This window comes from Streptomyces niveus (genome assembly GCF_001723055.1).
Taxonomy (GTDB): Bacteria; Actinomycetota; Actinomycetes; order Streptomycetales; family Streptomycetaceae; genus Streptomyces; species Streptomyces niveus.
In genome coordinates this window covers 1-24,478 of record NZ_MDCR01000274.1, presented here as the reverse complement: position 1 = coordinate 24,478, position 24,478 = coordinate 1, and the positions used below count along the sequence as shown (strand labels likewise).

Annotated in this window: 21 protein-coding genes; 14 read left to right on the top strand and 7 right to left on the bottom strand. The window is 71.9% G+C overall.

The window, feature by feature from the left end:
* The first annotated feature begins 90 nt into the window (after positions 1 to 90).
* Entirely contained in the window at positions 91 to 981 is an 891-nt protein-coding gene (locus tag BHU15_RS27630; RefSeq protein WP_069629662.1) for a LysR family transcriptional regulator, read from the top strand.
* Between the two features lie 21 nt (positions 982 to 1,002).
* On the opposite strand, the gene BHU15_RS27625 is transcribed toward BHU15_RS27630, so the two are convergent.
* A complete protein-coding gene (locus BHU15_RS27625) occupies positions 1,003 to 1,500 on the bottom strand; it encodes a DUF1203 domain-containing protein (protein ID WP_069629670.1) in 498 nt (165 codons plus the stop codon).
* 159 nt (positions 1,501 to 1,659) lie between these two features.
* On the opposite strand from BHU15_RS27625, the gene pepN reads away from it, so the two are divergent.
* Positions 1,660 to 4,230, top strand: coding sequence for an aminopeptidase N (gene pepN, locus BHU15_RS27620; protein ID WP_069629661.1), 2,571 nt, complete (start codon positions 1,660 to 1,662; stop codon positions 4,228 to 4,230).
* Positions 4,231 to 4,390: 160 nt separating this feature from the next.
* The gene (locus BHU15_RS27615) at positions 4,391 to 5,161 is read left to right on the top strand and encodes a tetratricopeptide repeat protein (RefSeq protein ID WP_069629660.1); all 771 of its coding nucleotides are present in this window, start codon (positions 4,391 to 4,393) and stop codon (positions 5,159 to 5,161) included.
* 22 nt (positions 5,162 to 5,183) lie between these two features.
* Here BHU15_RS27615 and alc read toward each other — a convergent pair whose 3' ends face one another.
* From alc to BHU15_RS27585, 6 genes are all read right to left on the bottom strand, one after another.
* Entirely contained in the window at positions 5,184 to 6,356 is a 1,173-nt protein-coding gene (gene alc / locus BHU15_RS27610; RefSeq protein WP_069629659.1) for an allantoicase, read from the bottom strand.
* Between the two features lie 59 nt (positions 6,357 to 6,415).
* Entirely contained in the window at positions 6,416 to 7,339 is a 924-nt protein-coding gene (locus BHU15_RS27605; RefSeq protein ID WP_069629658.1) for a LysR family transcriptional regulator, read from the bottom strand.
* A gap of 140 nt (positions 7,340 to 7,479) precedes the next feature.
* Positions 7,480 to 7,716 (bottom strand): hypothetical protein, encoded by a 237-nt coding sequence (locus BHU15_RS27600; protein ID WP_031231611.1) that lies wholly within the window; start codon positions 7,714 to 7,716, stop codon positions 7,480 to 7,482.
* A 58-nt stretch (positions 7,717 to 7,774) separates the two neighbouring features.
* Positions 7,775 to 9,949 (bottom strand): 4-alpha-glucanotransferase, encoded by a 2,175-nt coding sequence (gene malQ, locus BHU15_RS27595; RefSeq protein ID WP_069629657.1) that lies wholly within the window; start codon positions 9,947 to 9,949, stop codon positions 7,775 to 7,777.
* Positions 9,950 to 10,207, bottom strand: a complete 258-nt coding sequence (locus BHU15_RS27590; protein ID WP_023541659.1) for a hypothetical protein — start codon at positions 10,205 to 10,207, stop codon at positions 9,950 to 9,952. It abuts the gene before it with no gap.
* Positions 10,208 to 10,438: 231 nt separating this feature from the next.
* Positions 10,439 to 10,975 (bottom strand): HNH endonuclease, encoded by a 537-nt coding sequence (locus BHU15_RS27585; protein ID WP_069629656.1) that lies wholly within the window; start codon positions 10,973 to 10,975, stop codon positions 10,439 to 10,441.
* A gap of 289 nt (positions 10,976 to 11,264) precedes the next feature.
* On the opposite strand from BHU15_RS27585, the gene BHU15_RS27580 reads away from it, so the two are divergent.
* The 11 genes from BHU15_RS27580 to BHU15_RS38670 form a co-directional block, all read left to right on the top strand.
* The gene (locus BHU15_RS27580) at positions 11,265 to 12,344 is read left to right on the top strand and encodes a mechanosensitive ion channel family protein (RefSeq protein ID WP_069629655.1); all 1,080 of its coding nucleotides are present in this window, start codon (positions 11,265 to 11,267) and stop codon (positions 12,342 to 12,344) included.
* 294 nt (positions 12,345 to 12,638) lie between these two features.
* Entirely contained in the window at positions 12,639 to 13,805 is a 1,167-nt protein-coding gene (locus BHU15_RS27575) for an ROK family transcriptional regulator (RefSeq protein WP_069629669.1), read from the top strand.
* A 106-nt stretch (positions 13,806 to 13,911) separates the two neighbouring features.
* A complete protein-coding gene (locus tag BHU15_RS27570; protein ID WP_069629654.1) occupies positions 13,912 to 15,246 on the top strand; it encodes an ABC transporter substrate-binding protein in 1,335 nt (444 codons plus the stop codon).
* Between the two features lie 19 nt (positions 15,247 to 15,265).
* Positions 15,266 to 16,207: a carbohydrate ABC transporter permease gene (locus BHU15_RS27565; RefSeq protein WP_069629653.1), complete on the top strand. Its 942-nt coding sequence runs from the start codon at positions 15,266 to 15,268 to the stop codon at positions 16,205 to 16,207.
* Positions 16,208 to 16,209: 2 nt separating this feature from the next.
* Positions 16,210 to 17,115, top strand: a complete 906-nt coding sequence (locus BHU15_RS27560; RefSeq protein ID WP_069629652.1) for a carbohydrate ABC transporter permease — start codon at positions 16,210 to 16,212, stop codon at positions 17,113 to 17,115.
* A 4-nt stretch (positions 17,116 to 17,119) separates the two neighbouring features.
* Positions 17,120 to 18,394, top strand: a complete 1,275-nt coding sequence (locus BHU15_RS27555; protein WP_031231610.1) for a 6-phospho-beta-glucosidase — start codon at positions 17,120 to 17,122, stop codon at positions 18,392 to 18,394.
* Positions 18,391 to 19,398, top strand: a complete 1,008-nt coding sequence (locus tag BHU15_RS27550) for an N-acetylglucosamine kinase (RefSeq protein ID WP_069629668.1) — start codon at positions 18,391 to 18,393, stop codon at positions 19,396 to 19,398. The genes BHU15_RS27555 and BHU15_RS27550 overlap by 4 nt, the downstream gene beginning before the upstream one ends.
* 268 nt (positions 19,399 to 19,666) lie before the next feature.
* Positions 19,667 to 21,079: a GlnX family signal transduction membrane protein gene (locus tag BHU15_RS27545; protein ID WP_069629651.1), complete on the top strand. Its 1,413-nt coding sequence runs from the start codon at positions 19,667 to 19,669 to the stop codon at positions 21,077 to 21,079.
* Positions 21,080 to 21,090: 11 nt separating this feature from the next.
* The gene (locus BHU15_RS27540; RefSeq protein ID WP_069629650.1) at positions 21,091 to 22,128 is read left to right on the top strand and encodes a glutamate ABC transporter substrate-binding protein; all 1,038 of its coding nucleotides are present in this window, start codon (positions 21,091 to 21,093) and stop codon (positions 22,126 to 22,128) included.
* Positions 22,129 to 22,229: 101 nt separating this feature from the next.
* Positions 22,230 to 23,558, top strand: a complete 1,329-nt coding sequence (locus BHU15_RS27535; protein WP_069629649.1) for a coiled-coil domain-containing protein — start codon at positions 22,230 to 22,232, stop codon at positions 23,556 to 23,558.
* A 64-nt stretch (positions 23,559 to 23,622) separates the two neighbouring features.
* A partial coding sequence (locus BHU15_RS38670; RefSeq protein WP_303741299.1) for a serine/threonine protein kinase occupies positions 23,623 to 24,478 on the top strand: 856 nt, incomplete at its 3' end.

Below are 24,478 nucleotides of genomic sequence, written 5' to 3'. Positions count from 1 at the left end.
AGCCTTCGCCGGACTGCGGCGGGGAACAACGCCGAAGTCCTCATCCTTGTATGAGCCGGGCTCATCGATCGGCGCGAGGAGAGGACGGCTGTGGCGGGACTGGAGATACGTGAGCTGGAGGCCTTCCTCGCGCTCGCCGACGAGCTGCACTTCGGGCGCGCGGGCGAGCGGCTGTATCTCTCCCAGAGCCGGGTCAGCCAGCTGCTGCGGTCCCTGGAGGGCCGGATCGGCGCGCGTCTCGTGGACCGCACCAGCCGCCGGGTGCGGCTCACACCGCTCGGTGAGCGGTTCCTGAGCGGTCTGCGGCCCGCGTACGAGGCGCTGAGCGCGACCGTGGACGGCGCGCGGTCCGAGGCGCGCGAGGTCGGCGGCCGGCTGCGGATCGGCTTCCAGGGGACGGTGGACGCGCTGCTGATGACGGCGATCACCGCGTTCCAGCAGCGGCATCCGGGCTGTGTGACCGAGATCGTGGAGGTGCCGTTCGCCGACCCCTTCGGGGCGGTGCGGCGCGGCGACGTGGACACGGCGATCGTGCTGATGCCGGTCGCCGAGCCGGACCTGGTGCTCGGTCCGGTCTTCTCGCGTCAGCGGCAGACGGTGGCCCTGTCGGTACGTCATCCGCTGGCGCGCCGGGCGTCGGTGGACGCGGCCGAACTGGACGCGGCCCCGCTGATCGCGGCGGGCCCGCCGGCCCCCGCGTACTGGCGCGAGGCGCACGCCCCGACAAGCTCGCCGGGGCCGGCCGTCAGCACCCTCCAGGAGGGTCTGACGCTGGTGGCGGCCGGGCGTGGCGGGATGCTGCTGTGCCGTCCGACCGCGGCGTACCACGGCCGCGGCGACGTGGTGTTCGTGCCGGTGGAGGGGGTGCCGGACTCGGTGCTGGGGATGGTGTGGCACCGGGACGGCGAGACGGAACGGGTCCGGGCGTTCGCCCGCGAGGTGGCGGCCAACACGCGTGACCGGTCCGGCGATCGGGGCTGAGGCCCGGCCGCCGGACGGCCGTCAGCGGCGGACCTCGAAGAGGAAGCAGCCGTACTCCACGGCGCGTACGTGGACGAGCGCGACCTCGGGGTCCGTGAAGGCTTCGGCGAACGCCGCGTCGAAGGCCTCGTCCGCCGCTTCGGGAATCTCCAGCAGCCGGCCGCCGACGATCCGTCCCTCGGAGTCGTAACGGCGTACGGTGCGCAGCGCTCCGGCTCCGGCGAAGGGGTAGCCGGCCCGGTCGGCGGCCGGTCCCCCGCACTCCCCGGCGTGGATGAAGACGGGGCCCTGCTCGTCGTACGCGCCGGGCCTGGCCCAGGTCTCGGCGGCCCAGCGGCGCAGCGGCGCGTAGGTGACGAGGGCGATCCGCTCGCCCGCGCGGCTGCGCCGCAGACAGCAGCGCAGCGGGGCGCCGCCCTCGGGGTCGGTGTACGGGGTGCTGGTGGCGCCCCCGTCGTCGGTGTCGCGGAGTTCCTTGAGGACGGCGGGCCCGATGGGCAGTGCGGTGTGCTGTGTCATGCAGCCGAGCATCGCGCCCGCGCACGGCCCTGACCGGCGGTTTTCGGACGTCGCGGTCCGGCGCGAAGACGTCTCGGGGCAGCGTGATTACTGCCGGGCGGCGGACCGGGTCCGCATGGAAGGATGGGCCAAAACGTACCGATCCGAGGAGATGACCGGGTGCCTGGCACAAATCTGACCCGTGAAGAGGCGCAGGCGCGGGCGCGCCTCCTCACCGTGGACTCGTACGAGATCGACCTCGATCTCAGCGGCGCCCAGGAGGGCGGGTCCTACCGGTCCGTCACGACGGTGCGCTTCGAGAGCGCGGAAGCCGGGGCGGAGACCTTCATCGACCTGGTGGCGCCCGCCGTGCACCAGGTGGTGCTGAACGGCAAGCCGCTGGACGTGGCCGTGGTCTTCCGGGACTCGCGTATCCGGCTGCCGCATCTGCGGGAGGGCGCGAACGAGCTGACGGTGGTCGCGGACTGCGAGTACACCAACACCGGTGAGGGGCTGCACCGGTTCGTCGACCCGGTCGACCAGCAGGCGTATCTGTACACGCAGTTCGAGGTGCCGGACGCGCGGCGTGTGTTCGCCAACTTCGAGCAGCCGGACCTCAAGGCGACGTTCCGGTTCACCGTGACGGCCCCCGAGGGCTGGACCGTCGTCTCGAACTCCCCCACGCCGGAGCCCGAGGGGACGGTGTGGCGCTTCGAGCCGACGCCGCGGATCTCGACGTACATCACCGCGCTGATCGTCGGCCCGTACCACTCGGTGCACAGCACGTACGAGAAGGACGGCCGGTCGGTGCCGCTGGCCGTCTACTGCCGACCCTCGCTCGCCGAGTACCTGGACGCGGACGCGATCTTCGAGGTCACGCGGCTGGGCTTCGACTGGTTCCAGGAGAAGTTCGACTACGCGTACCCGTTCGCCAAGTACGACCAGCTGTTCGTGCCGGAGTTCAACGCGGGCGCGATGGAGAACGCGGGCGCGGTCACCATCCGCGACCAGTACCTCTTCCGGTCGAAGGTGACGGACGCGGCGTACGAGATGCGCGCCGAGACGATCCTGCACGAGCTGGCGCACATGTGGTTCGGCGACCTGGTCACCATGGAGTGGTGGAACGACCTGTGGCTGAACGAGTCGTTCGCGACGTACACCTCCATGGCGTGCCTGGCGCACGCGCCGGGCTCGCGGTGGCCGCAGGCGTGGACGACGTTCGCCAACTCCATGAAGACCTGGGCGTACCGGCAGGACCAGCTCCCGTCGACGCACCCGATCATGGCGGAGATCGCCGACCTGGACGACGTGCGCGTCAACTTCGACGGGATCACGTACGCGAAGGGCGCCTCGGTCCTCAAGCAGCTCGTGGCGTACGTCGGCCAGGACGAGTTCTTCCGGGGCGTACAGGCGTACTTCAAGGCGCACGCGTTCGGCAACACGCGTCTGTCGGATCTGCTGGGCGCGCTGGAGGAGACCTCCGGGCGTGATCTGAAGACCTGGTCGAAGGCGTGGCTGGAGACGGCCGGCATCAATGTGCTGCGGCCGGAGATCGAGCTGGACGAGGCGGGGCACGTGGTCTCCCTCGCCGTACGGCAGGAGGCGCCCGCGCTGCCCCCGGGCGCGAAGGGCACGCCGGTGCTGCGCCCGCACCGCATCGCGATCGGCTGCTACGACCTGGACGAGGACGGCAAGCTGGTCCGCACCAACCGGATCGAGCTGGACGTCGACGGCGAGCTGACACGGGTCGAGTTCCCGGCGGCCACGCCGCGGCCTGCGGTGATCCTGCTCAACGACGACGACATGAGTTACGCGAAGGTCCGGCTCGACGAGGAGTCGCTGCGGGTCGTCAGCGCGCACCTGGGGGACTTCACGGAGTCGCTGCCGCGCGCGCTGAGCTGGGCCTCGGCGTGGGACATGACGCGTGACGGCGAACTCGCCACGCGCGACTACCTGGCGCTGGTCCTGTCGGGGATCGCCAAGGAGTCGGACATCGGCGTCGTGCAGTCGCTGCACCGCCAGGTGAAGCTCGCGCTGGACCTGTACGCGGCGCCGGAGTGGCGCGAGGCGGGCCTCTCTCAGTGGTCGGAGGCGACGCTGGTGCATCTGCGGACGGCGGAGCCGGGCAGCGACCATCAGCTCGCCTGGGCACGCGCGTTCGCGGCGACGGCCCGTACGCCGCAGCAACTGGACCTCCTCCAGGGGCTGTTGGACGGTACGGAGTCGGTCGAGGGCCTGGCCGTGGACACCGAGCTGCGCTGGGCGTTCGTCCAGCGGCTGGCGTCGGTCGGGGTGTTCGACGAGGAGGAGATCGCTGCGGAGTACGAGCGCGACCGTACGGCGGCGGGCGAGCGGCACGCCGGGGCGGCGCGTTCGGCGCGGCCGACCGAGGAGGCGAAGGCCGAGGCGTGGGCGTCGGTCGTGGAGTCCGACAAGCTCCCGAACGCGCTCCAGGAGGCGGTCATCGGCGGCTTCGTCCAGACGGACCAGATCGAACTGCTGGCGCCGTACGCGGAGAAGTACTTCGCCGCAGTGAAGGGCATCTGGGACTCGCGCAGCCACGAGATGGCGCAGCAGGTCGCGCTGGGCCTGTACCCCGCGCTCCAGATCAACCAGGCGACCCTGGACGCGACGGACGCCTGGCTGGCCTCGGCGTCCCCGAACGCGGCGCTGCGCCGCCTGATGTCGGAGTCCAGGGCGGGCGTGGAACGCGCGATGCGCGCCCAGGCGGCGGACCGCGCGGCGGGCTGACCGACCCGCCGGGACGACGGGTCCGGGGGCGGCTCTTCGGGGCCGCCCCCGGATCACGGCGGGGCGTAGCCTTCGGCTCGTGAGATCCATACGTACGGGGTGGGAACGCGCGTGGCACGGGCGGGCCAGGGGGAGAGTGGCCCCTTCGCAGCGGGCGGCTTTGGAGCGTGCCCAAGGCCTCCTTGAGGCGGGCGAGTTCGAGCGGGCCGAGGCCGAGGCGCGGGCTCTGGCCGCTTCGCCGCGCACCCGGGGCGGCGACCCCGGACCGGTCTCGCGGCTGGCCCGGTCCCTTGCCGCCGGGGCGGCCGCCGCCCACGGCCGGGGAGCCGAGGTGCTGCCCGAACTGGAGGCCCTGATCGCGGAGTTGGAGCAGACTGCGGGCGCCGACCGGCAACTGCTCCTGGTGCTCCGGTCGAACCGTGCGGCGGTGCTGGTGCAGCAGGTCCGGCACACCGAGGCCGAGTCCGAGGCGCGCGACATCCTGCGCGCCACGACCCGCATCGCGCATCTCGCCGAGGTGTGGCGGATCGAGCTGCACGCGCTGACCAACCTGGCCGCCGCGCTGAACGGACAGGGTCGCCACGAAGAGGCGGAGGCCGTCGCCCGCGGGAACCTGTCACGGGCGCAGGGGCCGGCCGCCGCGTTCCTGCATTGTGCGCTGGTGGGCAGTCTGAACGGGCAGAGCCGGTACGAGGAGGCGCTGGCCGAGGCCCGCCGGCAGACTCCGGCAGGGGGTCGCACGGCGAGCGGGACGCTGGAGATCGTGACAGCCGGGGCCCTGCACGGCCTGGGCCGTCGCGACGAGGCGGAGACCACGGCCCGCCAGGCACTCGCCGCCTGCGAGCAGTTCCTGCATCCGGCCCACCCCCGTGCCGAGGAGGCCCGCACGCTGCTGGCCCGCGTCGTCGCCGAGGACCCGGCGGCGGAATGAGCCGGGGCGGGGCGCCCGAGGGTTACGCCGTCCCCTCCTCGTAGCGCGAGCGCAGCCCCTCCATTCCCGCCGCCGTCAGCGAGCCGTGCAGCCGCAGGCGGGCCACTCCGCCGTCCGGGAAGGCGTCCAGGCGGACGTGGGTCACCACCGACGGGGCCGGCAGGACGAAACGGTGCGGGGTGTCCGGCTGGAGGCGGGTGCGGGGGATCAGCTCCAGCCACTCACCGCTCTCGCCGTCGCGGCCGTGCAGCGCGATCCAGCCCGCCGAGTTGCCCTTCAGGTACGCCGTGTCGATCTCCACCGCGCGCACCACCGCCTGCCCGGCGAGCCGGAACCGTACCCAGTCGTTCGTGCCGCGCACCCGCCGGCGCCGGTTCTCCCAGCCGTCGTCCATCTTGCGGGACGTGCCGGGGAGGATGATCTGCGTGGGCGAGGAGTAGAAGCGGTCGGACGCGTCCTCGTACGTACCTCCATTTAGCACCGACAACAGGTCGATCGTGCCCAGGAGTTCGAGCCACGCGGGGTCCGGCACGACCTCGCCGTGGACGCGCAGGCGTGCCACGCCGCCGTCGGGGTGCAGCCGCAGCCGCAGATGGGTGTGGCGGCGGTCGGAGGTGACGGCGAAGCCGTTGGCCGCGTGTCCGCGTACGGGGGTGGGCGGCACCAGTTCCCGCCACGTCACGTCGTCGGCGAGCAGCCGCTCGGGGCTCGGCGAGCCGTCGAAGGAGGCCGCCTGGACGGAGATCCGCTGCGGGTAGTTGCCGCGGAAGTGTGCCGTGTCGACGACGATCCCCCGGATGACGCCGGGCGCGCCGAGGCGGACGATCGCCCAGTCGTGGTCGTCGGCGGCCGGGAAGGGGTGCTCGGCGTCCGCGCCGCGGCGGCGGCGGGTCTCCCAGCCGTCCATGATCTTGCCCTTGTGGCCGAAGCGCGCGGGGTCGAAGGCGGCGCGTTCGCGGACGAGCAGGTTCTCGCGCTGCGCGAAGAACTCGTCGTTGGCGGCCACGACGCCGGCGCCGAGCCGACGGTCGGCGAGGTCGACCAGTTCGGTGAAGGGGAAGTCACCGGCGCGGTAGTCGGCGTACGGGTCACCCCCGCCGTACGGCGCCGCGTCGTTGGCGTGCGGGTCGTCGGCGTGCGGGTCGTTCGCGTGCGGGTCGTCGGCAACGGTGTTCGTGTTCGCGTCGGGAGTCATGTCCCGACTGTCGCGCCCGGCCGTCCTCCCGGTCCATCGAATGTTTTCGACAGGTCCGTTCAGCCGGGCTGAACAGTCGTACGCGCCTGTGCCGCTTCCCGCAGCGCCGCAAGCACCCGCGCCACCGCCGGGCCGCCCTCCGCCCCGCGCCGTACCGCCGCCACGACATGGCGGCGCGGCTGGTCCGCGCTCAGGATCCGGGTCACGACCCCTTCGCGGCGCTGTTCGGCAGCCGCCATCCTCGGTACGAGGGCGACGCCCATGCCCGCGTCGACCATCGCGAGGATCGCGGTCCAACCGGCGGCGCTGTGGGCCTGTTCGGGCACGAACCCGGCCGCCGCGCACGCGGTGAGCGTGATCTCGGACCAGGGGCCGCTGCCGCCGAAGATCCACGGCTCGTGGGCGAGGTCGGCCAGCCGCAGCCCCGGCGCGGCGGCGAACCGGTGCCCGGCGGGCAGCGCCACGTCCAGCGGGTCGATGAGCAGCGGGACCCGGCTGAACCGGGTGTCCCGGGCGGTCGGCGCCTGGGCGGCCAGCGACAGCGCCAGGTCCACCCCGCCGGCGGACAGCAGCTCGTACGCGTGTGCCGCCTCCGCCTCCCTGACCCGCACCACGAGCCCCGGAGCCACCGCGCGCAGGTGCTCCACGGCCGGGACGACGAGCGCCGGGACGGCCGTCGAGAACGCGCCGATCCGCACCTCGCCCGTCTCACCGCGCAGATGCCCGGCCAACTCCGCTTCCGTGCGCTCCAGTTCGGCGAAGACCACCTCAGCGTGCCGCAGCACCAGATGCGCGGCGTCGGTCAGCCGTACGCGCCGGCCCTGGGCCGTCAGGAGCGGTACGCCGAGCTGTTTGGCCAGGTTGGAGAGCTGCTGGGACACGGCGGACGGGGTCATCAGCAGGGCTTCGGCGGTCGCGGTGACGGTGCCGCGCTCGCGCAGCGTCCTGAGGATGCGGAGCTTCTTGATGTCCCACTCGGTCATGCCCGCCACCCTGTCACGCCGACGGCGCAACGGATCGAAAGGTCGGGGTGAATTCGTTCAGCGGAACTGAACGGTCGGCGGACAGAAAGGCGCCGCACGGCACACCTGTGCCGCGCGGCGCCTTCAGAAGAGGGAGGGCGTCAGACGCCCGGCTGCTTCCTGGACTTGTCGAGGACCATCACCAGACCGGCGATCACGGCGAACAGCAGCAGCGGCGCGGCCACGTACAGACCGAGGGTCTCCCCGATCGTCAGGCCGGGGCCCGGGTCGTCACCGTCGTCGCGGGTGACGGCGAGCACGGGGGACGTCATGAGCAGCATCATCAGCGTCGTTCCGGCCACGACAGCACCGGCGCGCAGGGCGTTCTTCTTGTCCACGGTGCCAACGTAGCGAACGCGTGGGGCGGCTGTGCGCCCGGGGGTCCCGTACAAGGTGTCAATTCTCCGCAGAGGGCCGCAAGACGCCCATCAGGGCGTGCAGCCGGGGCGAGGCGGCCAGCTCCTCCAGCGTCATCGGCCGGCCGTCGGCGTCGGCGACCGGCAACCGCCAGTTCGGGTACTGGTCCCAGGTGCCCGGCAGATTCTGCGGCCTGCGGTCCCCCACCGCGTCCGGCAGCCAGACACCGACCATGCGGGCGGGCGTACGCAGCAGGAAGCGGTAGACGGCGCGGATCCGCTCCTGTTCGTCGCCTCCGTCGGCGGGCAGCAGGCCGAGCCCGGTGAGGGTGCCGAGCCAGTCGGCGACCTCGGTGGCGTCCTCGCGCCGCTCCTCCTCCAGCGGGCGGCCGAGCAGCCCCAGCCGGTGCCGCAGCTCCACGTGCTCACCGGTGAGGCGCGCGGCGGTGGACGGCAGGTCGTGGGTGGTGGCGGTGGCGACGCAGTCCTCGCGCCAGCTCTCGGGGGCCAGCGGGCGGCCCGTGCCCTGCCAGTCGCGCTCGAACCAGAGCACGGAGGTGCCGAGCACCCCCCGGCGGTGCAGTGCCTCCCGTACGCCGGGCTCGACCGTGCCGAGGTCTTCTCCTATGACGACGGCGCCCGCGCGGTGCGCCTCCAGGACGAGGACGGCGAGCATCGCCTCGGCGTCGTACCGCACATACGTGCCCCGGGTGGGGTCCGCGCCGGCGGGGACCCACCAGAGCCGGAACAGGCCCATCACATGGTCGATCCGCAGCGCGCCCGCATGCCGGAGCAGTCCGCGGAGCAGCCCTCGGTACGGAGCGAAGCCGGACGCCGCGAGGACGTCGGGGCGCCAGGGCGGCAGCCCCCAGTCCTGGCCGTGGGCGTTGAAGGCGTCCGGCGGCGCGCCCACGGACATGCCGTCGGCGAACGCGTCGCGCTGCGCCCAGGCGTCGGCGCCGTCGGGATGCACCCCCACCGCGAGGTCGTGGACGATGCCGACGGCCATGCCCGCGTCACGGGCGGCGCGGCCGGCCGCCGCGAGCTGTTCGTCGGTGAGCCAGGCCAGCCAGCTGTGGAAGTCGACGCGGTCGATCAGCTCGTGCCGGGCCCGGCCGGTCGCGGCGGAGCGCGGGTCGCGCAGCTCCGGCGGCCAGACGCGCCAGTTCGGGCCGTGCGTCTCGGCGAGGGCGCACCAGGTCGCGTGGTCCTCCAGGGCCTGGCCCTGCTCGGCCAGGAAGTGGTGGTAGGCGGCGCGGCGGCCGGGGCCGAGCGGGACCTCACGCACGATCTCCAGGGCCTCGCGCTTGAGCTGCCACACGGCGTCGCGGTCGATCAGCGCGCCCTTGTCGAGGACGGCGGCACGCAGTCCGGCGGCCCGCTCCAGGAGTCCGTCGAGGGCCGCGCCCGCCCGGTCGGTGACGTACGCGTACTCGGGAACCGCCTCGATCCGCAGATGCACGGGGTCGGGGAAGCGGCGCGAGGAGGGGCGGTACGGCGAGGGGTCGGTCGGCTCGCCGGGGACGGCGGCGTGCAGCGGGTTGATCTGGACGAATCCGGCGCCCAGCTCGCGGCCGGACCAGACGGCGAGTTCGGCGAGGTCGCCGAGGTCGCCCATGCCCCAGGACCGGGTGGACAGCAGGGAGTAGAGCTGGACGAGGAAGCCGTGCGTACGGGCCGGCGGCTGCGGCACCTCGCGGGGCGCGACGACGAGCACGGCACCCGCCGTACGGCCGTCAGGGGCGACGGCGGCCAGCCGGTGCACACCGAGGGGCAGATCGGGCCAGGAGCGGCCCTCAGAGGCCCGTACAGGGCCTCCCGCGCCGGTCGGGGACGAGGGCGCGTCGGGCGGGGACAGCGGCGCGTCGGGCGAGGGCCAGTCGACCGTCTCGCCCCGCTCCGTCTCCACCCGCAGGAGCGTGCCCGGCGGCAGCTCGGCCAGTGCCGGCGGGAGGGCGGGCGGCAGGACGGCGCCGGCGGTTCCGGGGTCGGGCGTGGTCCACACGACCACGGCGGGCGGCAGCAGGCGGCTCGCGGCGGCGGCCTCGGCGCTGGTCAGCGCGGCCTGGACGGCCTCGTCCGTGGACGCGTCGACACCCAGCGCGGCGAGCACCGCGACGACCGTCTCGTCGGGGACCGGGACGGCGACGTCGGGGCCGGGCGAGTGGACGGTGGCGACACCGTGCAGCGCCGCGAGCGTGGCCAGGCGGCCCATTCAGACTCCTGAGAACTCCGTGCCACCGGCCGTACCGGGCGCGGTCGGCTCGCTGGTGAGGGGTGCGGCGTCGGCGAGCGGGGGCTCGCTGGTCAGGGGTGCGGCGTCGGCGAGGGGCGGTTCGCTGGTGAGCGGGCCCGGGATGTCGCTGGTCAGCGGTCCGGGCAGGGTGACGGCGAGAGGTTCTTCGCCGGCCGGGTCACCAGGAACCGTCTGTTTGGAAAGGGCGGAGAGGAGCAGCTGTGCGGATGCGGCCATGACGGCGCCTCCAAGGACGACTCGGACAACTGGACACAGCAGCCCTACCCAGTCGGCACGGTCGCAGACGTACTGGTCCGGTAAACGTGGCCCCGGTCACGCCGCGCTCCCTGAGCGGGAGTTGGTTCCCCTGCCTATCACAACGGGCGAAACGGGGCACGGCGGCCACGCGCGCGGGCTCCCCGGCCCCGGTCCGGCGCCCACCGTCCCGGGACGACGAAGGCCCGGATCCTAGGCAGAGATGCCGTCGATCCGGGCCACCGCGTCCTCGGCGCCGAAGGGTTGCAGATACGGCATCCAGCGAGGATCCCGGTGTCCGGTCCCGATGATCCGCCAGGCGAGCCCCGACGGCGGCGCGGGCTGGTGGCGAAGTCTCCAGCCCAGCTCCCGCAGGTGCCGGTCGGCCTTGACGTGGTTGCAGCGGCGGCAGGCGGCCACCACGTTGTCCCACACGTGTTTGCCGCCCCGGCTGCGCGGGATGACGTGGTCGACGCTGGTGGCGACGCTGCCGCAGTACATACAGCGCCCGCCGTCCCTGGCGAAGAGCGCGCGGCGGGTCAGCGGGACGGGCCCCCGGTAGGGGACGCGTACGAACCGCTTGAGCCGTACGACACTGGGCGCGGCCAGGACCTGGGTCTCGCTGTGCAGGAAGGCGCCGGATTCCTCAAGGCAGATGGCCTTGTTCTCCAGGACGAGGACGAGTGCGCGACGGAGTGGTACGACGCCGAGTGGCTCGTACGACGCGTTGAGAACCAGGACATGTGGCACGGTGCCTCCAGTTACGCCGGCGGCGCGTGGCTCGCGCCGGGACGATCTGTCTCAGTCTCTCCTCATGCCTGGTCGAAACGCCACCACGTCTTGGTAACGGGCTCGGAGTGTTTTCGCCCACACCTCCCCCACAACCCCTGACCTGGTGCGTCCCCGCCCCCGCGCCATCCTGGGACTTCTCGCGGCACCGGCGGGTGAGGAGTGTCTCTGTCTCCCGTACGGCAACGGAGGACACGCGATGCCCCGTTAGTGTGGTTGGTCCCGCCCGTGTTTCCAGGAGGTTCCCGCCGTGTCCCTGTCCGCCGCGCCGGCCCCGGACCCGTCGTCCGGGCCCGCCACCTTCGACGAGGCCGCGGAGCGTGCCAACGACGCGGCGGGCTGGGTCGAGGAGAATTGGTCCACCTGGCTGAGCGTCGGCCTGCGCATCCTGCTGATCGTGGTCATCGCGCTCGTCCTGCGCCATGTCCTGCGGCGCACCATCACCAAGCTCATAGAGCGGATGAACCGCAGCGCGACGGCGGTCGAGGGCACGGCCCTCGGCGGGCTGCTGGTCAACGCCGAGCGGCGCCGACAGCGCTCGGAGGCCATCGGATCGGTGCTCCGGTCGGTGACGTCGTTCACGATCCTGGGCACGGCCGCGCTGATGGCGCTGGGGGCGCTGAACATCAACCTGGCCCCGCTGCTGGCGTCGGCGGGTGTCGCCGGTGTGGCGCTGGGCTTCGGCGCGCGCAATCTCGTCACCGACTTCCTCTCCGGCGTCTTCATGATCCTGGAGGACCAGTACGGCGTGGGCGACACCATCGACGCGGGCGTCGCGTCCGGCGAGGTCATCGAGGTCGGGCTGCGGGTGACCAAGCTGCGCGGCGACGACGGCGAGATCTGGTACGTCCGCAACGGCGAGGTGAAGCGGATCGGCAACCTGAGCCAGGGCTGGGCCACGGCCGGTGTCGATGTGACGGTCCGGCCGACAGAGGACCTGGAGCGGGTCCGCGAGGTCATCACCGGGGTCGCGGAGAAGATGGCGAAGGAGGACCCGTGGGCCGAGCGGCTGTGGGGTCCGGTGGAGATCCTGGGCCTGGACTCCGTCCTGCTGGACTCGATGACGATCCGGGTGAGCGCGAAGACGATGCCGGGCAAGGCGCTGGGGGTGGAGCGCGAGCTGCGCTGGCGGATCAAGCAGGCGTTCGACGCCGCGGGCATCCAGATCGTCGGCGGGCTGCCCCTGGCGGGCACGGAGGCGGCCGCGGCCGACCCGGCGGCCGGTGTGGCGGCGCCGTCCGCCCTGGCGAGCCCCACGTCACCGCAGTCCCTCGCGGCGTCGCCGATACCGCCGCAGCAGGCGGCGGCCAATCCCAATCTGTCGAAGTAGGACCGCGCCCGGGCGCTGACAGCGCCCCCGTCCGCGTCCGTCGAGACGAGCAGCTCGAAAACCGTTCGCACACGCACCCCCGCAGGTAACGCTTTGGTTGCTGCGGGGGGTCGTGCGTTTTAGGGGTATTGACTGCCACCTGACCCCCGGCCTACTTTCCTCCCATCAAATAGGAAACTTTCCTAACAGTGTCGGTCACCTGACACCGAGGAGAGCAGTCGCCGAAGGGCAGGTGCACACGTCGTGAGCGATCCGTCCACGCCGTCCCCGGGCACACCACGCGTGCTGCGCGCCATGAACGACCGCGCGGCGCTGGATCTGCTGCTGGCGCACGGCACCCTCTCCCGCACCCGGATCGGGAAACTGACCGGGCTCTCCAAGCCCACGGCCTCCCAGTTGCTGGCCCGCCTGGAGGCGGCCGGTCTCGTCGTCGCCACCGGCACCACCGAGGGGCGGCCGGGCCCCAACGCCCAGCTGTACGCGGTGAACGCGGGCGCCGCCCACGCCGCCGGGCTCGACGTGAACCCGCAGCGCGTCCTCGCCGCCGTCGCGGACATCACCGGCGCCACCGTCGGCCGGTTCGAACTGCCCACGCCCGGCCGCCGGTCCGCCGACGGCGTCGTCACCCAGGTGACCGACGCGCTGGAGGGCGTCGTCAAGGCGGCCGGTCTGTCGCGCGGCGACGTGCACCGCGTCGTCATCGGCACGCCGGGCGCCTTCGACCCGTCCACGGGGCGGCTGCGCTACGCCTCGCACCTGCCCGGCTGGCACTCCCCCACGCTGCTCGACGAACTGGCCGCCGCGCTGCCGATGCCCGTCGAGTACGAGAACGACGTGAACCTCGCGGCCGTCGCCGAGCAGCGCCTGGGCGCGGCGCGCGGCCACGACGACTTCGTCCTGCTGTGGAACCAGGAGGGTCTCGGCGCCTCCCTCGTCATCGGCGGCCGGCTGCACCGCGGCTTCACGGGCGGCGCCGGCGAGGTCGGCTTCCTCCCGGTGCCGGGCACTCCCCTCGTACGCCAGGTGGTCAAGGCCAACAGCGGCGGCTTCCAGGAACTGGCGGGTGCCCAGTCGGTACCCCGGCTCGCGCGCGGCCTCGGCATCGAGACGCCGGAGCAGCCGTACGCGGACGTCGCCGCCGGCCTCCTTACGAAGGCCGCCGCCGGGCACGAGGAGGATCCCCGGCTGGCCGAGCTGCTGCGGCTGTTCGCACAGCGGCTCGCCACCGGTCTCGCGTCCGTCACCGCCGTGCTCGACCCCGAGGTCATCGTCCTCGCGGGCGGGGTGACCACAGCCGGCGGTGAACCCCTGCGCGCGCTGGTCCAGGCGGAACTCGCCGAACTGGCCGCCTCCAGGCCCAAGCTGCTCATCGGCGAGGTACGGCGGGACCCCGTGTTGCGCGGCGCGCTGGAGAGCGCGCTGGCGACCACCCGCGACGAGGTCTTCGACACCTCGCGCTGAGCCGCCTCCCACCGAGCCCGCTCCGACCCACGAGCCCCCTCACAACAGCCCCCGCACGACCCCACACCATCCCTTTCAGGACCCGACCGACACCGGGAGTTCCGTCATGCCCAGAAACCGCCGTCTGACCGCTTCCGCCGTCGCGGTCGCCGCGCTGTCCGTCCTCACCTCCGCCTGTACGGGGCAGTCCGGCGAAGCCGCCTCGGACGACCCGAACGCCAAGACCACGATCACCTTCTGGCACGGCTGGAGCGCGCCCTCCGAGGTCAAGGCGATCAAGGAGAACATCGGCCGCTTCGAGGACGCCCACCCGAACATCAAGGTCAATGTCGTCGGCAACATCAACGACGACAAGCTCAACCAGGCGCTGCGCGCGGGCGGTTCGAAGGGCCCGGACGTCGTGTCGTCCTTCACCACCTCCAACGTCGGCAAGTTCTGCTCCTCCGGCGCCTTCGCCGATCTCGGCCCCTTCATAAAGAAGGACAAGATCGACCTGGAGAAGACGTTCCCGAAGGTGCTGCTCCAGTACACCCAGTTCGAGGGCGACCGCTGCGCGCTGCCGCTGCTCAGCGACGCGTACGGGCTGTACTACAACAAGGACGCCTTCAAGGAGGCGGGCATCACGGCCCCGCCGAGGACGATGTCCGAGCTGGCCACCGTCGCGAAGAAGCTGACCAAGCCCAAGGGCGACAGCTACGAGCAGGTCGGCATGATGCCGACGTACCACGGCTACGAGACGGTCGTGGACCACTACATGTCGAGCTGGGACCACGCGTACTTCGACAAGGACGGCAAGTCCAACATCGCCAAGGACCCGGCGTTCGCGGAGATGTTCACGTATCAGAAGAAGCTCGTCGAGGACCTCGGCGGTTTCGAGAAGCTGGAGAAGTACCGCAGCACCTTCGGTGACGAGTGGGGCGCCAAGCACCCCTTCCACACCGGTCAGGTGGCGATGCAGCTGGACGGCGAGTGGCGGCTCGGCATGGCCGAGGAAGCGGGAGCCGACTTCGAGATAGGCGTGGCGCCGATGCCCGTCGCCGACGACGAGGCCGACAGCTACGGCAAGGGGTTCCTGTCCGGCACGATCATGGGCATCGCTCCGCAGAGCAAGAAGCAGAACGCCGCGTGGGAGCTGGTGAAGTACATGACCACCGACACCGACGCGGTCGTGCAGTTCGCCAACGGCATCCGCAACGTGCCCTCCACGCTCGCCGCCCTCAAGTCGCCCGACCTGGACTTCGACCCGCGCTTCAAGACGTTCCTCGACATCGCCCAGCACCCGAAGTCCAGCACCCCCGAAGGCGCGATCAACGGCGCGACGTACCAGCAGACGCTCCAGGACTTCGGCTACCAGTACGAGAAGGGCGCCGTGAAGGACCTCCAGGGCGGCCTGGAGAAGACGGCGCGGCAGATCGACCGTGACATCGAGCAGGCCAAGTAGCGGGCCGGGAAGCCGACTGATGGCCGGTAACACGCTGCGTTCGAAGCAGCGCAGGAGCGCGCTGCGGACGCTGGCGTTCCTCTCGCCCTGGTTGATCGGGTTCACGGTCTTCTTCGCGTATCCGCTCGTGTCGACCGTGTACTTCTCCTTCATGAAGTACGACGGCTTCAACTCCCCCGTCTGGAACGGGCTCGGGAACTGGAGCTATGTCTTCAGCGACTACCCGCTGTTCTGGCCGTCGCTGGGCAACACGCTGTGGCTGGTCGTGGTGATGGTCTCCTGCCGGGTCCTGTTCGGTCTCGGCGTCGGCATGCTGATCACGAAGATCAAGACGGGTACGGGGGTCTTCCGGACCCTGTTCTACCTGCCGTACCTGGCGCCGCCCGTCGCGGCCACGCTCGCCTTCGTGTTCCTCCTCAACCCCGGTACGGGGCCGGTCAACACGATCCTCGGCGATCTCGGGCTGCCCACGCCGGGCTGGTTCAACGACGGCTCCTGGTCCAAACCGGCGCTCACGATGCTGGCAGTCTGGGGCATCGGCGACCTGATGGTGATCTTCATGGCCGCGCTGCTCGACGTACCGAAGGAGCAGTACGAGGCGGCCGAGCTGGACGGCACGTCGGCGTGGCAGCGCTTCCGCTTCGTGACGCTGCCGAACATCTCGCCGATCGTCCTGTTCGCCGTGGTCACGGGCGTGATCCAGGCCATGCAGTACTACACACAGCCCCTGGTGGCGGGCAAGGTCGCCTCCGGCATCATCGGCGGCTCGGGCCAGGCGTTCGAGCCCGGCTACCCCGACAAGTCGACGCTGACCCTGCCGCAGCTCGTCTACAACCTCGGCTTCCAGCGCTTCGACTACGGCGCCGCCTGCGTCGTCGCGCTCGTCCTGTTCGCCCTGGCCATGGTCTTCACCGCGTTCCTGATGCGGCGTCGCGGCGGACTGATCGGAACGGGTGACTGACCATGTCCCAGCAACTCCTGGACGCGCCCGGCCGGCCGTCGAAGCTGCCGGACGCGACGACACCGGCGGCGCGTACCGCGCGCCGCAAGGCGGTGCTGCACTGGATCGCCGTGCACGCGCTCGGTGTCGCGGCGGCGCTGTTCTTCGTGCTGCCGTTCGTCTTCCTCTTCCTCACCTCGGTGATGAGCGACCAGCAGGCGCTCACCCGGGACCTCACGCCCAACAGCTGGGAGTGGGGCAACTACACCAAGGTCTTCGACACGCCGGGCTTTCTGACCTGGTGGAAGAACACCCTGCTGTACGCGGGGCTGGGGACGCTCCTGTCGGTGCTCTCCTCGATCCCCGTGGCGTACGCGCTGGCCAAGTTCCGTTTCCGCGGGCGGCAGTTGTCGCTGATGCTCGTCATCTCGATGATGATGCTGCCGCCCCAGGTGATCATCATCCCGATGTATCTCTTCTGGGCGAAGCAGCTCGACCTGTCGGGCACGCTGTGGCCGCTGATCATCCCGATGGCGTTCGGCGACGCGTTCTCCATCTTCCTGCTGAGGCAGTTCCTGCTCACCATCCCCAACGAGTACCTGGACGCGGCGCGCGTGGACGGCTGCGGCGAGTTCCGTACGCTGCTCAGGGTCGTCCTGCCGATGGCGAAGCCGGGCATCGCCGCGGTGGCGCTGTTCCAGTTCTTCTACGCGTGGAACGACTACTTCGGCCCACAGATCTACGCGTCGGAGAACCCGGCCGCCTGGACGCTCAGTTACGGACTGGAGTCCTTCAAGGGCGCGCACCACACCGACTGGAACCTGACCATGGCCGCGACCGTTCTGGTCATGGCCCCTGTGATCCTCGTCTTCTTCTTCGCACAGAAGGCGTTTGTCGAGGGCGTCACACTGACCGGAGTGAAGGGCTAGAAACATGAAACTCGCAGTAGTGGGTGGCGGGTCCACCTATACACCTGAGTTGATCGACGGCTTCGCCCGGTTGAGGGACACGCTCCCGATCAGTGAGCTGGTGCTCGTCGACCCGGCGGCCGACCGGCTCGACCTGGTGGGCGGTCTCGCGCGGCGGATCTTCGCCAAGCAGGGACACCCCGGAACGATCGTCACGACGTCCGACCTGGACGCGGGCGTGGCGGGCGCCGACGCCGTCCTGCTCCAGCTGCGCGTCGGCGGACAGGCCGCGCGACAGCAGGACGAGACCTGGCCGCTGGAGTGCGGCTGTGTCGGCCAGGAGACGACGGGCGCCGGCGGTCTCGCCAAGGCGCTGCGTACGGTCCCGGTGGTGCTGGACATCGCCGAGCGGGTACGGCGCGCCAACCCGGACGCGTGGATCATCGACTTCACCAACCCGGTGGGGATCGTGACGCGCGCGCTGCTCCAGGCCGGACACAAGGCGATCGGGCTGTGCAACGTCGCGATCGGCTTCCAGCGGAAGTTCGCGAAGCTGCTGGACGTCGCCCCCTCGCAGGTCCATCTGGAGCACATCGGGCTGAACCATCTGACCTGGGAGCGCAGCGTACGGCTCGGCGGCCCCGACGGCGAGGACGTGCTGCCGAAGCTGATCGCGGAGCACGGCGACGCCATCGCCGCCGATCTGCGGCTGCCGCGCCCGGTGCTCGACACCCTTGGCGTGGTGCCCTCCTACTACCTGCGCTACTTCTACGCGCACGACGAGGTCGTCAGGGAGCTGGGCACCAAGCCGTCGCGGGCCGCCGAAGTGGCCGAGATGGAGGCGCAGTTGCTCGCGATGTACGGCGATCCGGCGCTGGACGAGAAGCCGGAGCTGCTGGCGAAGCGCGGCGGCGCCTTCTACAGCGAGGCCGCGGTCGATCTCGCCGCCTCGCTGCTGGGTGACGCCGGCAGCGGCGGCAGCCCGGTCCAGGTCGTCAACACGTACAACAACGGCACGCTGCCGTTCCTCGCCGACGACGCGGTGATCGAGGTCCAGGCCAGGGTCGACGCCTCGGGGGCGACGCCGCTGGCCGTGCCCGCGGTGGACCCGCTGTACGCGGGGCTGATCGCCAATGTCACCGCGTACGAGGACCTGGCGCTCCAGGCCGCGCTGCACGGGGGGCGCGACCGCGTCTACAAGGCGCTGCTGTCCCACCCGTTGATCGGTCAGTACGAGTACGCCGACGGCCTCACCGACCGACTGATCGCGCACAACCGGGAGCACCTCGCGTGGGCATGAGCCGGACCGAGCCGGCGGCGGGGCGCGGGAGCGTCCTGGCCGTCGACGCCGGGAACAGCAAGACCGATGTGACCGTGATCGGTGCCGACGGGTATGTGCTCGGCGCGGCGCGCGGCGGCGGCTTCCAGCCGCCGGTGGTGGGCGTGGAGCCGGCGATCGACAAGCTGGCCGCGATCGTCGCCGACGCCGCGGCCGACGCGGGCCTTCGTACGGAGGGCATCGCCGGGCATGTCTCGGCGTGTCTGGCCAACGCCGATCTCCCGGTGGAGGAGAGGGAGTTGGCGGCGGCGGTGCAGCGGCGCGGCTGGGGCCGCACCACGGAGGTGCGCAACGACACGTTCGCGATACTGCGCGCCGGGCTGCCCGGCGGCGCCGAACCGCGCGGAGTGGCCGTCGTGTGCGGCGCGGGCATCAACTGCGTGGGCATGCTCCCCGACGGGCGTACGGCGCGCTTCCCCGCCATCGGCCGGATCTCCGGCGACTGGGGCGGCGGTTCCGGGCTCGCGGAGGAGGCGCTGTGGTTCGCGGCGCGCGCCGAGGACGGGCGGGGCGAGCCGACGGAGCTGATGCGCACGGTGCCGGGGCACTTCGGCCTCGGCTCGGTGTACGCGCTGATCGAGGCGCTGCACCTGGGTCATATCCCGTTCGCGCGCAGGCACGAGCTGACGCCGGTCCTCTTCGCCACGAGCGCGGCGGGCGACGCGGTGGCCGCGTCGGTGGTCGACCGGCTCGCCACCGAGGTCGTGGCGCTGGCGGGGGTGGCGCTGGAGCGGCTGGGACTGCTGGACGAGGAGGTGCCGGTGCTGCTGGGCGGCAGTGTGCTGGCGGCCCGGCATCCCCGACTGGACGACGGGGTCCGGGAGTTGCTGGCGGCCCGCGCGCCGAAGGCCGTGGTGGGCGTGGTGACGGCGCCGCCGGTGCTGGGCGCCGGTCTGCTGGGTCTTGACCACACCGGGGCGCAGGCGGAGGCGCACGCGAGGCTGCGGGCGCACTACGACGGCTGAGGCGGGGCGCGTGTCGCCGCCGGACCCGTGATCGGACCCCTCGGAACGGGAACCGATCACGGGTCCGTGACGTATTCAATGGGGGAGCACGGTGGGGGGATAGTGCTTCATCGTCCGGTTCGTCCGCACAAGGCCGGGCTTCGTCCGCACAAGATCACGTCAAGGCTTGTGTGGATGCCGGTTCCTGCGGCCATACTGCTGGCCGGGACTTGTCCCTCCGTCCGCCGAGGGGCGCGACGCCGTCGTCAGTGACCGAGGGGGAGGTCAAGTGACATACCCGCCGAATGTGCGCACAGCGCCTGTTCCGGCGCCGACGCACGCGCCCGCGCCGTCCGCTCCACCGCCCGCGCCGCCACCGGCACCGCGCGGTGCGTGGGCCGAGGGCAGGGAGCGCGTGCGCGCCGCGGCGACGACGGAGCCGGGGCGACTCCAGATCATCGGGGCGCTACTGGCCCTGCTGGTCGTGGTGTTCGGGGCGGTGACGTCCTTCGAGGTCGCCGACCGGTACTCCGCCGCCGACGACGTCGTCGAGCGCAGCCAGCCGCTGAGCGCGGTCGCGGCGAAGATCTACGGCTCGCTCGCCTCCGCCGACACGGCCGCCTCCAGCGGCTTCCTGGCGGGCGCCCAGGAGCCCGCGTCGGTGCAGAAGGGCTATCGGGACGACATCACGACGGCGTCCGAGCTGCTGGTCGACGCCGCGTCGAGCACGGACAGCTCCAGCGACTCGGGCCGCCAGATCGCCACCATCAACGAGAAACTGCCGCGCTACACCGGTCTGGTCGAGCGCGCGCGGGCCAACAACCGGCAGGGACTGCCGCTGGGCGGCGCCTATCTGCGCTACGCCAACCAGCTGATGACGCAGGAGATCCTGCCGGCGGCCGAGAAGCTGTACGCGTCGGAGACGGCCCGGCTCGACCAGGACCACGAGGACGCCCGGCTGTGGCCGTTCCTGGGCCTCGCCGCCGGTGTCGTCGCGCTGGGGGTCCTCGCGTGGGCGCAGCGCCGTAACTACCTGCGGACGAACAGGGTGTTCAACCACGGTCTGCTGGCGGCGACGGCAGCCGCCACGGTGGTGCTGCTGTGGCTGGCGGTGGGCCACACGGTGGCGCGCGTCGAGCTGAACAACGCGAACACGAACGGGCAGGCGTCGCTGAAGGTCCTCAACGACGCCCGGATCAGCTCGCTGAAGGCCCGCGCGAGCGAGAATCTGACGCTGGTCGCGCGGGGCGCCGTCCTCACGGAGAAGAAGGGCGACGAGCCCCAGAAGGACCAGTACGAGGTGGACTACCAGTCCCATATGACCGCTCTCGGTGAGGCGTTGTCGAAGGCGGACAAGCTCGCCGACGACAAGACGGGGCGCGCGCCGGTCGAAAGCGCCCGCGCGGCGACCACCGAGTGGCAGTACCGGCACAAGTCGGCGAACGCCACGGACAAGGCCGGCAACTACGACGACGCGGTGGACAAGGTCATCGGCGACAACGCCTCGACGGGCCAGACGTTCGACACCGTGGACGACGAGCTGGAGAAGGCCATCGGCCACGAGCAGGAAGAGTTCACGGACTCCGCGAAGGCGGGCCGCGGCGCCCTGTTCGGCCTGGCGATCGGGGCCCTCGTGCTGGGCCTGCTCGGTGCGGTCGGCGCCATCCTGGGTGTCAACCGCAGGCTTTCGGAGTACCGGTGACAGGGGGAGGAATGAACACCGACGCCACCGACACCCACGGCCGGCCCACCGGCCGCCGTACGGGAGTCACGGTCGCCGCCGTCGTCGCGCTGGCCGCGACGCTCACCCTGCTGCCGCTGTCCCGCGCCGACCGGGCCGACGACCGCGGGGAGGCGCGGCAGGCCGCCACGCAGGCCGCGCCCGCCGCCGAGGAGGCGGACTGCGAGGAGCCGGAGCGCAGTCTGCGGGCCTCGCGCGAGGACGGGCCGACGATCGACAAGATCAAGGCGCGCGGTCATCTGATCGTCGGCATCGACCAGAGCAGTTACCGCTGGGGCTACCGCGATCCCGCCACCAAGACCATCGAGGGCTTCGACATCGACCTGGCGCGGGCCATCGCCACGGACATCCTCGGCTCGCCCAAGGACATCGTCTTTCGCGCCATTCCCACCAACCAGCGGGTCGACGCCCTGAACACGGACACCGACAGCGGGGTCGACCTGGTCGTACGGACCATGACGATCAACTGCGCGCGCAGTGAACAGGTCGCGTTCTCCACCGCCTACTTCGAGGCCGGCCAGCAGATACTGGCTCCCAAGGACTCCGGCATCACGGGGTACGACGAGTCCCTGTCCGGCAAGCGCGTCTGCTCGGCGGACAGCACGACGGCCTACGACGAGCTGGTGAAGAACTCGTTCGGCGCGATCTTCGAGGACGAGGACGACGGGACGCCGAAGGACAAGGACATCCTGACGGTGCCCAACCAGCTGGACTGTCTGGTACGGCTCCAGATGGGCGAGGTCGACGCGATCGTCACGGACAACGCGCTGGCGGCCGGGCAGGCCGCGCAGGACCCGGCGGTCGAGCTGGTGGGCGAGCCGTTCACCAAGGAGTACTACGGCGTCGCGGCCAAGCTCGGCAACGACGACCTGGTGCGCCGGGTCAACCAGGTGCTGGAGGAGTACCGCGCGGGCGGCGCCGACAGCCCCTGGATGAAGTCGTACGACCGGTGGCTGAAGGCCGGACTGCCCGGCATAAAAGGCCCGCCGGAGGCGAAGTACAAGGACTGAGGAGCGGGTGGCGAGAAGCGAGGGATCGCGGGCGCAGGACGCAGGGCGCAGGACCGCGCACCGGTGACGGAAACGGTCAGGGCAGAGCGGAGAGGTGATCGATGGGCGACGCGGGCTCCTTCCCCGGCTCGACGGGGAAGCCGGCCGGTCCTGCCATGGACCGGGACGAGGCGGACCGCGCCCTCGCGCGCCTCGGCGCCGAGCACGAGGCGATCGAGACGTCCCTGCTCGCCCTCCAGGACCACGCGGGCCGCCGGCTGCTCGAAGGGGCCGCCCTCAGCGGAGTCACCAAGGACCGCTGGGCCACCACCGAGCAGGCGATCACCCTGCTGTGGAGCTACTTCGACGCCTACGCCGCCGCCCTGCGCGGTGCCCGTGAGGCCCGCGCCAGGCTGCGGTGGCTCAACCAGCAGGATCTGGTGGACCTGACCGAGCGGCTGCGGGGCCGCAGCGTCACGGTCGCGGGCTCGGCCGCCGCCACCCCGTCCCTCACCGGCCCGGCCAGGCTCTCCGAGCACTTCACGCTCGCCGAGCTGGTCGCGCGGATGAACGAGCTGTACGCGCAGTCGCTGGACATGGTCGTGGCCTCGGACTCCGTCTGGTCGGCGCTGCCCGCCCGGATAGATCTGCTGGCCGCCGAGCTGAACCGCACCCGTTCGCTGGCGCACTCCGCCGGCGTACGGCCCGGGGAGCACCCGGCCGGTGACGACCTGGAGGCCATCACCGACGAGCTGGCCACGCTGCGCGCCCAGGTGATCTCCGATCCGCTGGCGTTCTGGCAGCCGGTGCACGGCAGTTCGGCGCCCGGCGGCGGCAGGCCGGACACCGAGCGCTACGACCGGGCGGCCCGCGCCCTGGAGGACGTACGCCGGGAGATCGACGCGGTGCTGACGGTGCGCCAGGACTCGGAGGCGCGGCTGCTGCGGCTGCGGGACGTGCTGTCGCGCGCCGACCGTACGCTCACCGAGGCCCGGTCGGCGCGGGGCGAGGTGCTGGCGAAGATCGCCGCGTCCGAGGTGCCCGCGGTGAGCGGGCCGCCGACGGCGCTCCAGGAGCGGCTGTCGACGGCCGCCGAGTACCGCAGGCACGCGCAGTGGCACCGCCTCTCCCCGCTGCTGGAGTCCCTGGAGCGCGAGGCGGAGGACGAACTGCACCGGGCCCGCGCCTCGTTGACGGCCGTCACGGCGCCGCTCGCGGTCCGGGCCGAGCTGCGCGGCAGGCTCGACGCGTACAAGGCGAAGGTGGCCCGGCACGGGCTCGCCGAGGACATGGTGCTGACCGAGCGCTACGACGCGGCCCGCCGGATGCTGTGGAGCGCGCCCTGCGATCTGCGCGTGGCCGAGCAGGCGGTGCTGCGCTACCAGCAGGCGGCAGCCGAGGCGCTGGCCCAGCGGCAGTCCGGGCCCACCGACCGCGGGGGGAGCGCGTGAGCGTCGGCAGAGTCGGCAGAGTACGGGGCAGGACATGGAACGGCTTGGGCGAACGGGGGGAACGATGAGCGGGACGAGGAGTTGCCAGCGCCCCGGTTGCGAGGGCGGTTACGAGGACATGGGCGGCGGTGAGCTGTACTGCGACACCTGCGGTCTGGCTCCGGTCGTCTCGCCGACCGGCATGGTGTCCTCCCCGCCGACCGGGATCACCGGCGGCGGCAGGGACAGCAGGGCCAGCGGCAAGGGCAGCGGTTCGGCGCGCACCGGCTCGTCGCGCGCGTCGTCGCGTGCCTCCTCGCGCTCGTCGACGTCGCGGCGCTCGGTCTCGGGACGGCTGTCGCGTTCGCTGTCGGGCCGGCTCTCCAACCGGTCGGTTTCGGTGCGCAGTTCGGGCGTCGCCACGGGCGCGTCGGGGCGCAACCGGCTGGGCGCGGGCCTCGTCTCCGTACCGGACGTGCCGCGGCCCGATCCGCGGTCGGCCGTGATGGCGAGCGCCGAGGTCCCGGAGCGCAAGCGGTACTGCTCGCGTTCGGACTGCGGGGCGCCGGTGGGCCGGGCGCGCGGTGAGCGGCCGGGGCGTACGGAAGGGTTCTGCACCAAGTGCGGGCACCCGTACTCGTTCGTGCCGAAGCTGCGCGGGGGCGACATCGTCCACGGGCAGTACGAGGTCGCGGGCTGTCTGGCGCACGGCGGTCTGGGCTGGATCTATCTCGCCGTCGACCGCGCGGTCTCCGACCGCTGGGTGGTCCTCAAGGGCCTGCTGGACACGGGTGACCAGGACGCCATGGAGGCCGCGATCTCCGAGCGGCGCTTCCTCGCCGAGATCGAGCACTCCAACATCGTCCGCATCTACAACTTCGTGGAACATCTCGACCAGCGCACCGGCTCCATGGACGGCTACATCGTCATGGAGTACGTGG

Coding starts and splice junctions, on each gene's coding strand:
- BHU15_RS27625 (WP_069629670.1), bottom strand. CDS start 1,500: ATGACACAGCACACCGCACTGCCCATCGGGCCCGCCGTCCTCAAGGAA.
- alc (WP_069629659.1), bottom strand. CDS start 6,356: ATGACTCCCGACGCGAACACGAACACCGTTGCCGACGACCCGCACGCG.
- BHU15_RS27605 (WP_069629658.1), bottom strand. CDS start 7,339: ATGACCGAGTGGGACATCAAGAAGCTCCGCATCCTCAGGACGCTGCGC.
- malQ (WP_069629657.1), bottom strand. CDS start 9,949: ATGGGCCGCCTGGCCACGCTCGCGGCGCTGCACGGTGTCGCCACCGTC.
- BHU15_RS27590 (WP_023541659.1), bottom strand. CDS start 10,207: ATGGCCGCATCCGCACAGCTGCTCCTCTCCGCCCTTTCCAAACAGACG.
- BHU15_RS27575 (WP_069629669.1), top strand. CDS start 12,639: ATGAACGACCGCGCGGCGCTGGATCTGCTGCTGGCGCACGGCACCCTC.
- BHU15_RS27570 (WP_069629654.1), top strand. CDS start 13,912: ATGCCCAGAAACCGCCGTCTGACCGCTTCCGCCGTCGCGGTCGCCGCG.
- BHU15_RS27565 (WP_069629653.1), top strand. CDS start 15,266: ATGGCCGGTAACACGCTGCGTTCGAAGCAGCGCAGGAGCGCGCTGCGG.
- BHU15_RS27560 (WP_069629652.1), top strand. CDS start 16,210: ATGTCCCAGCAACTCCTGGACGCGCCCGGCCGGCCGTCGAAGCTGCCG.
- BHU15_RS27555 (WP_031231610.1), top strand. CDS start 17,120: ATGAAACTCGCAGTAGTGGGTGGCGGGTCCACCTATACACCTGAGTTG.
- BHU15_RS27550 (WP_069629668.1), top strand. CDS start 18,391: ATGAGCCGGACCGAGCCGGCGGCGGGGCGCGGGAGCGTCCTGGCCGTC.
- BHU15_RS27540 (WP_069629650.1), top strand. CDS start 21,091: ATGAACACCGACGCCACCGACACCCACGGCCGGCCCACCGGCCGCCGT.
- BHU15_RS27535 (WP_069629649.1), top strand. CDS start 22,230: ATGGGCGACGCGGGCTCCTTCCCCGGCTCGACGGGGAAGCCGGCCGGT.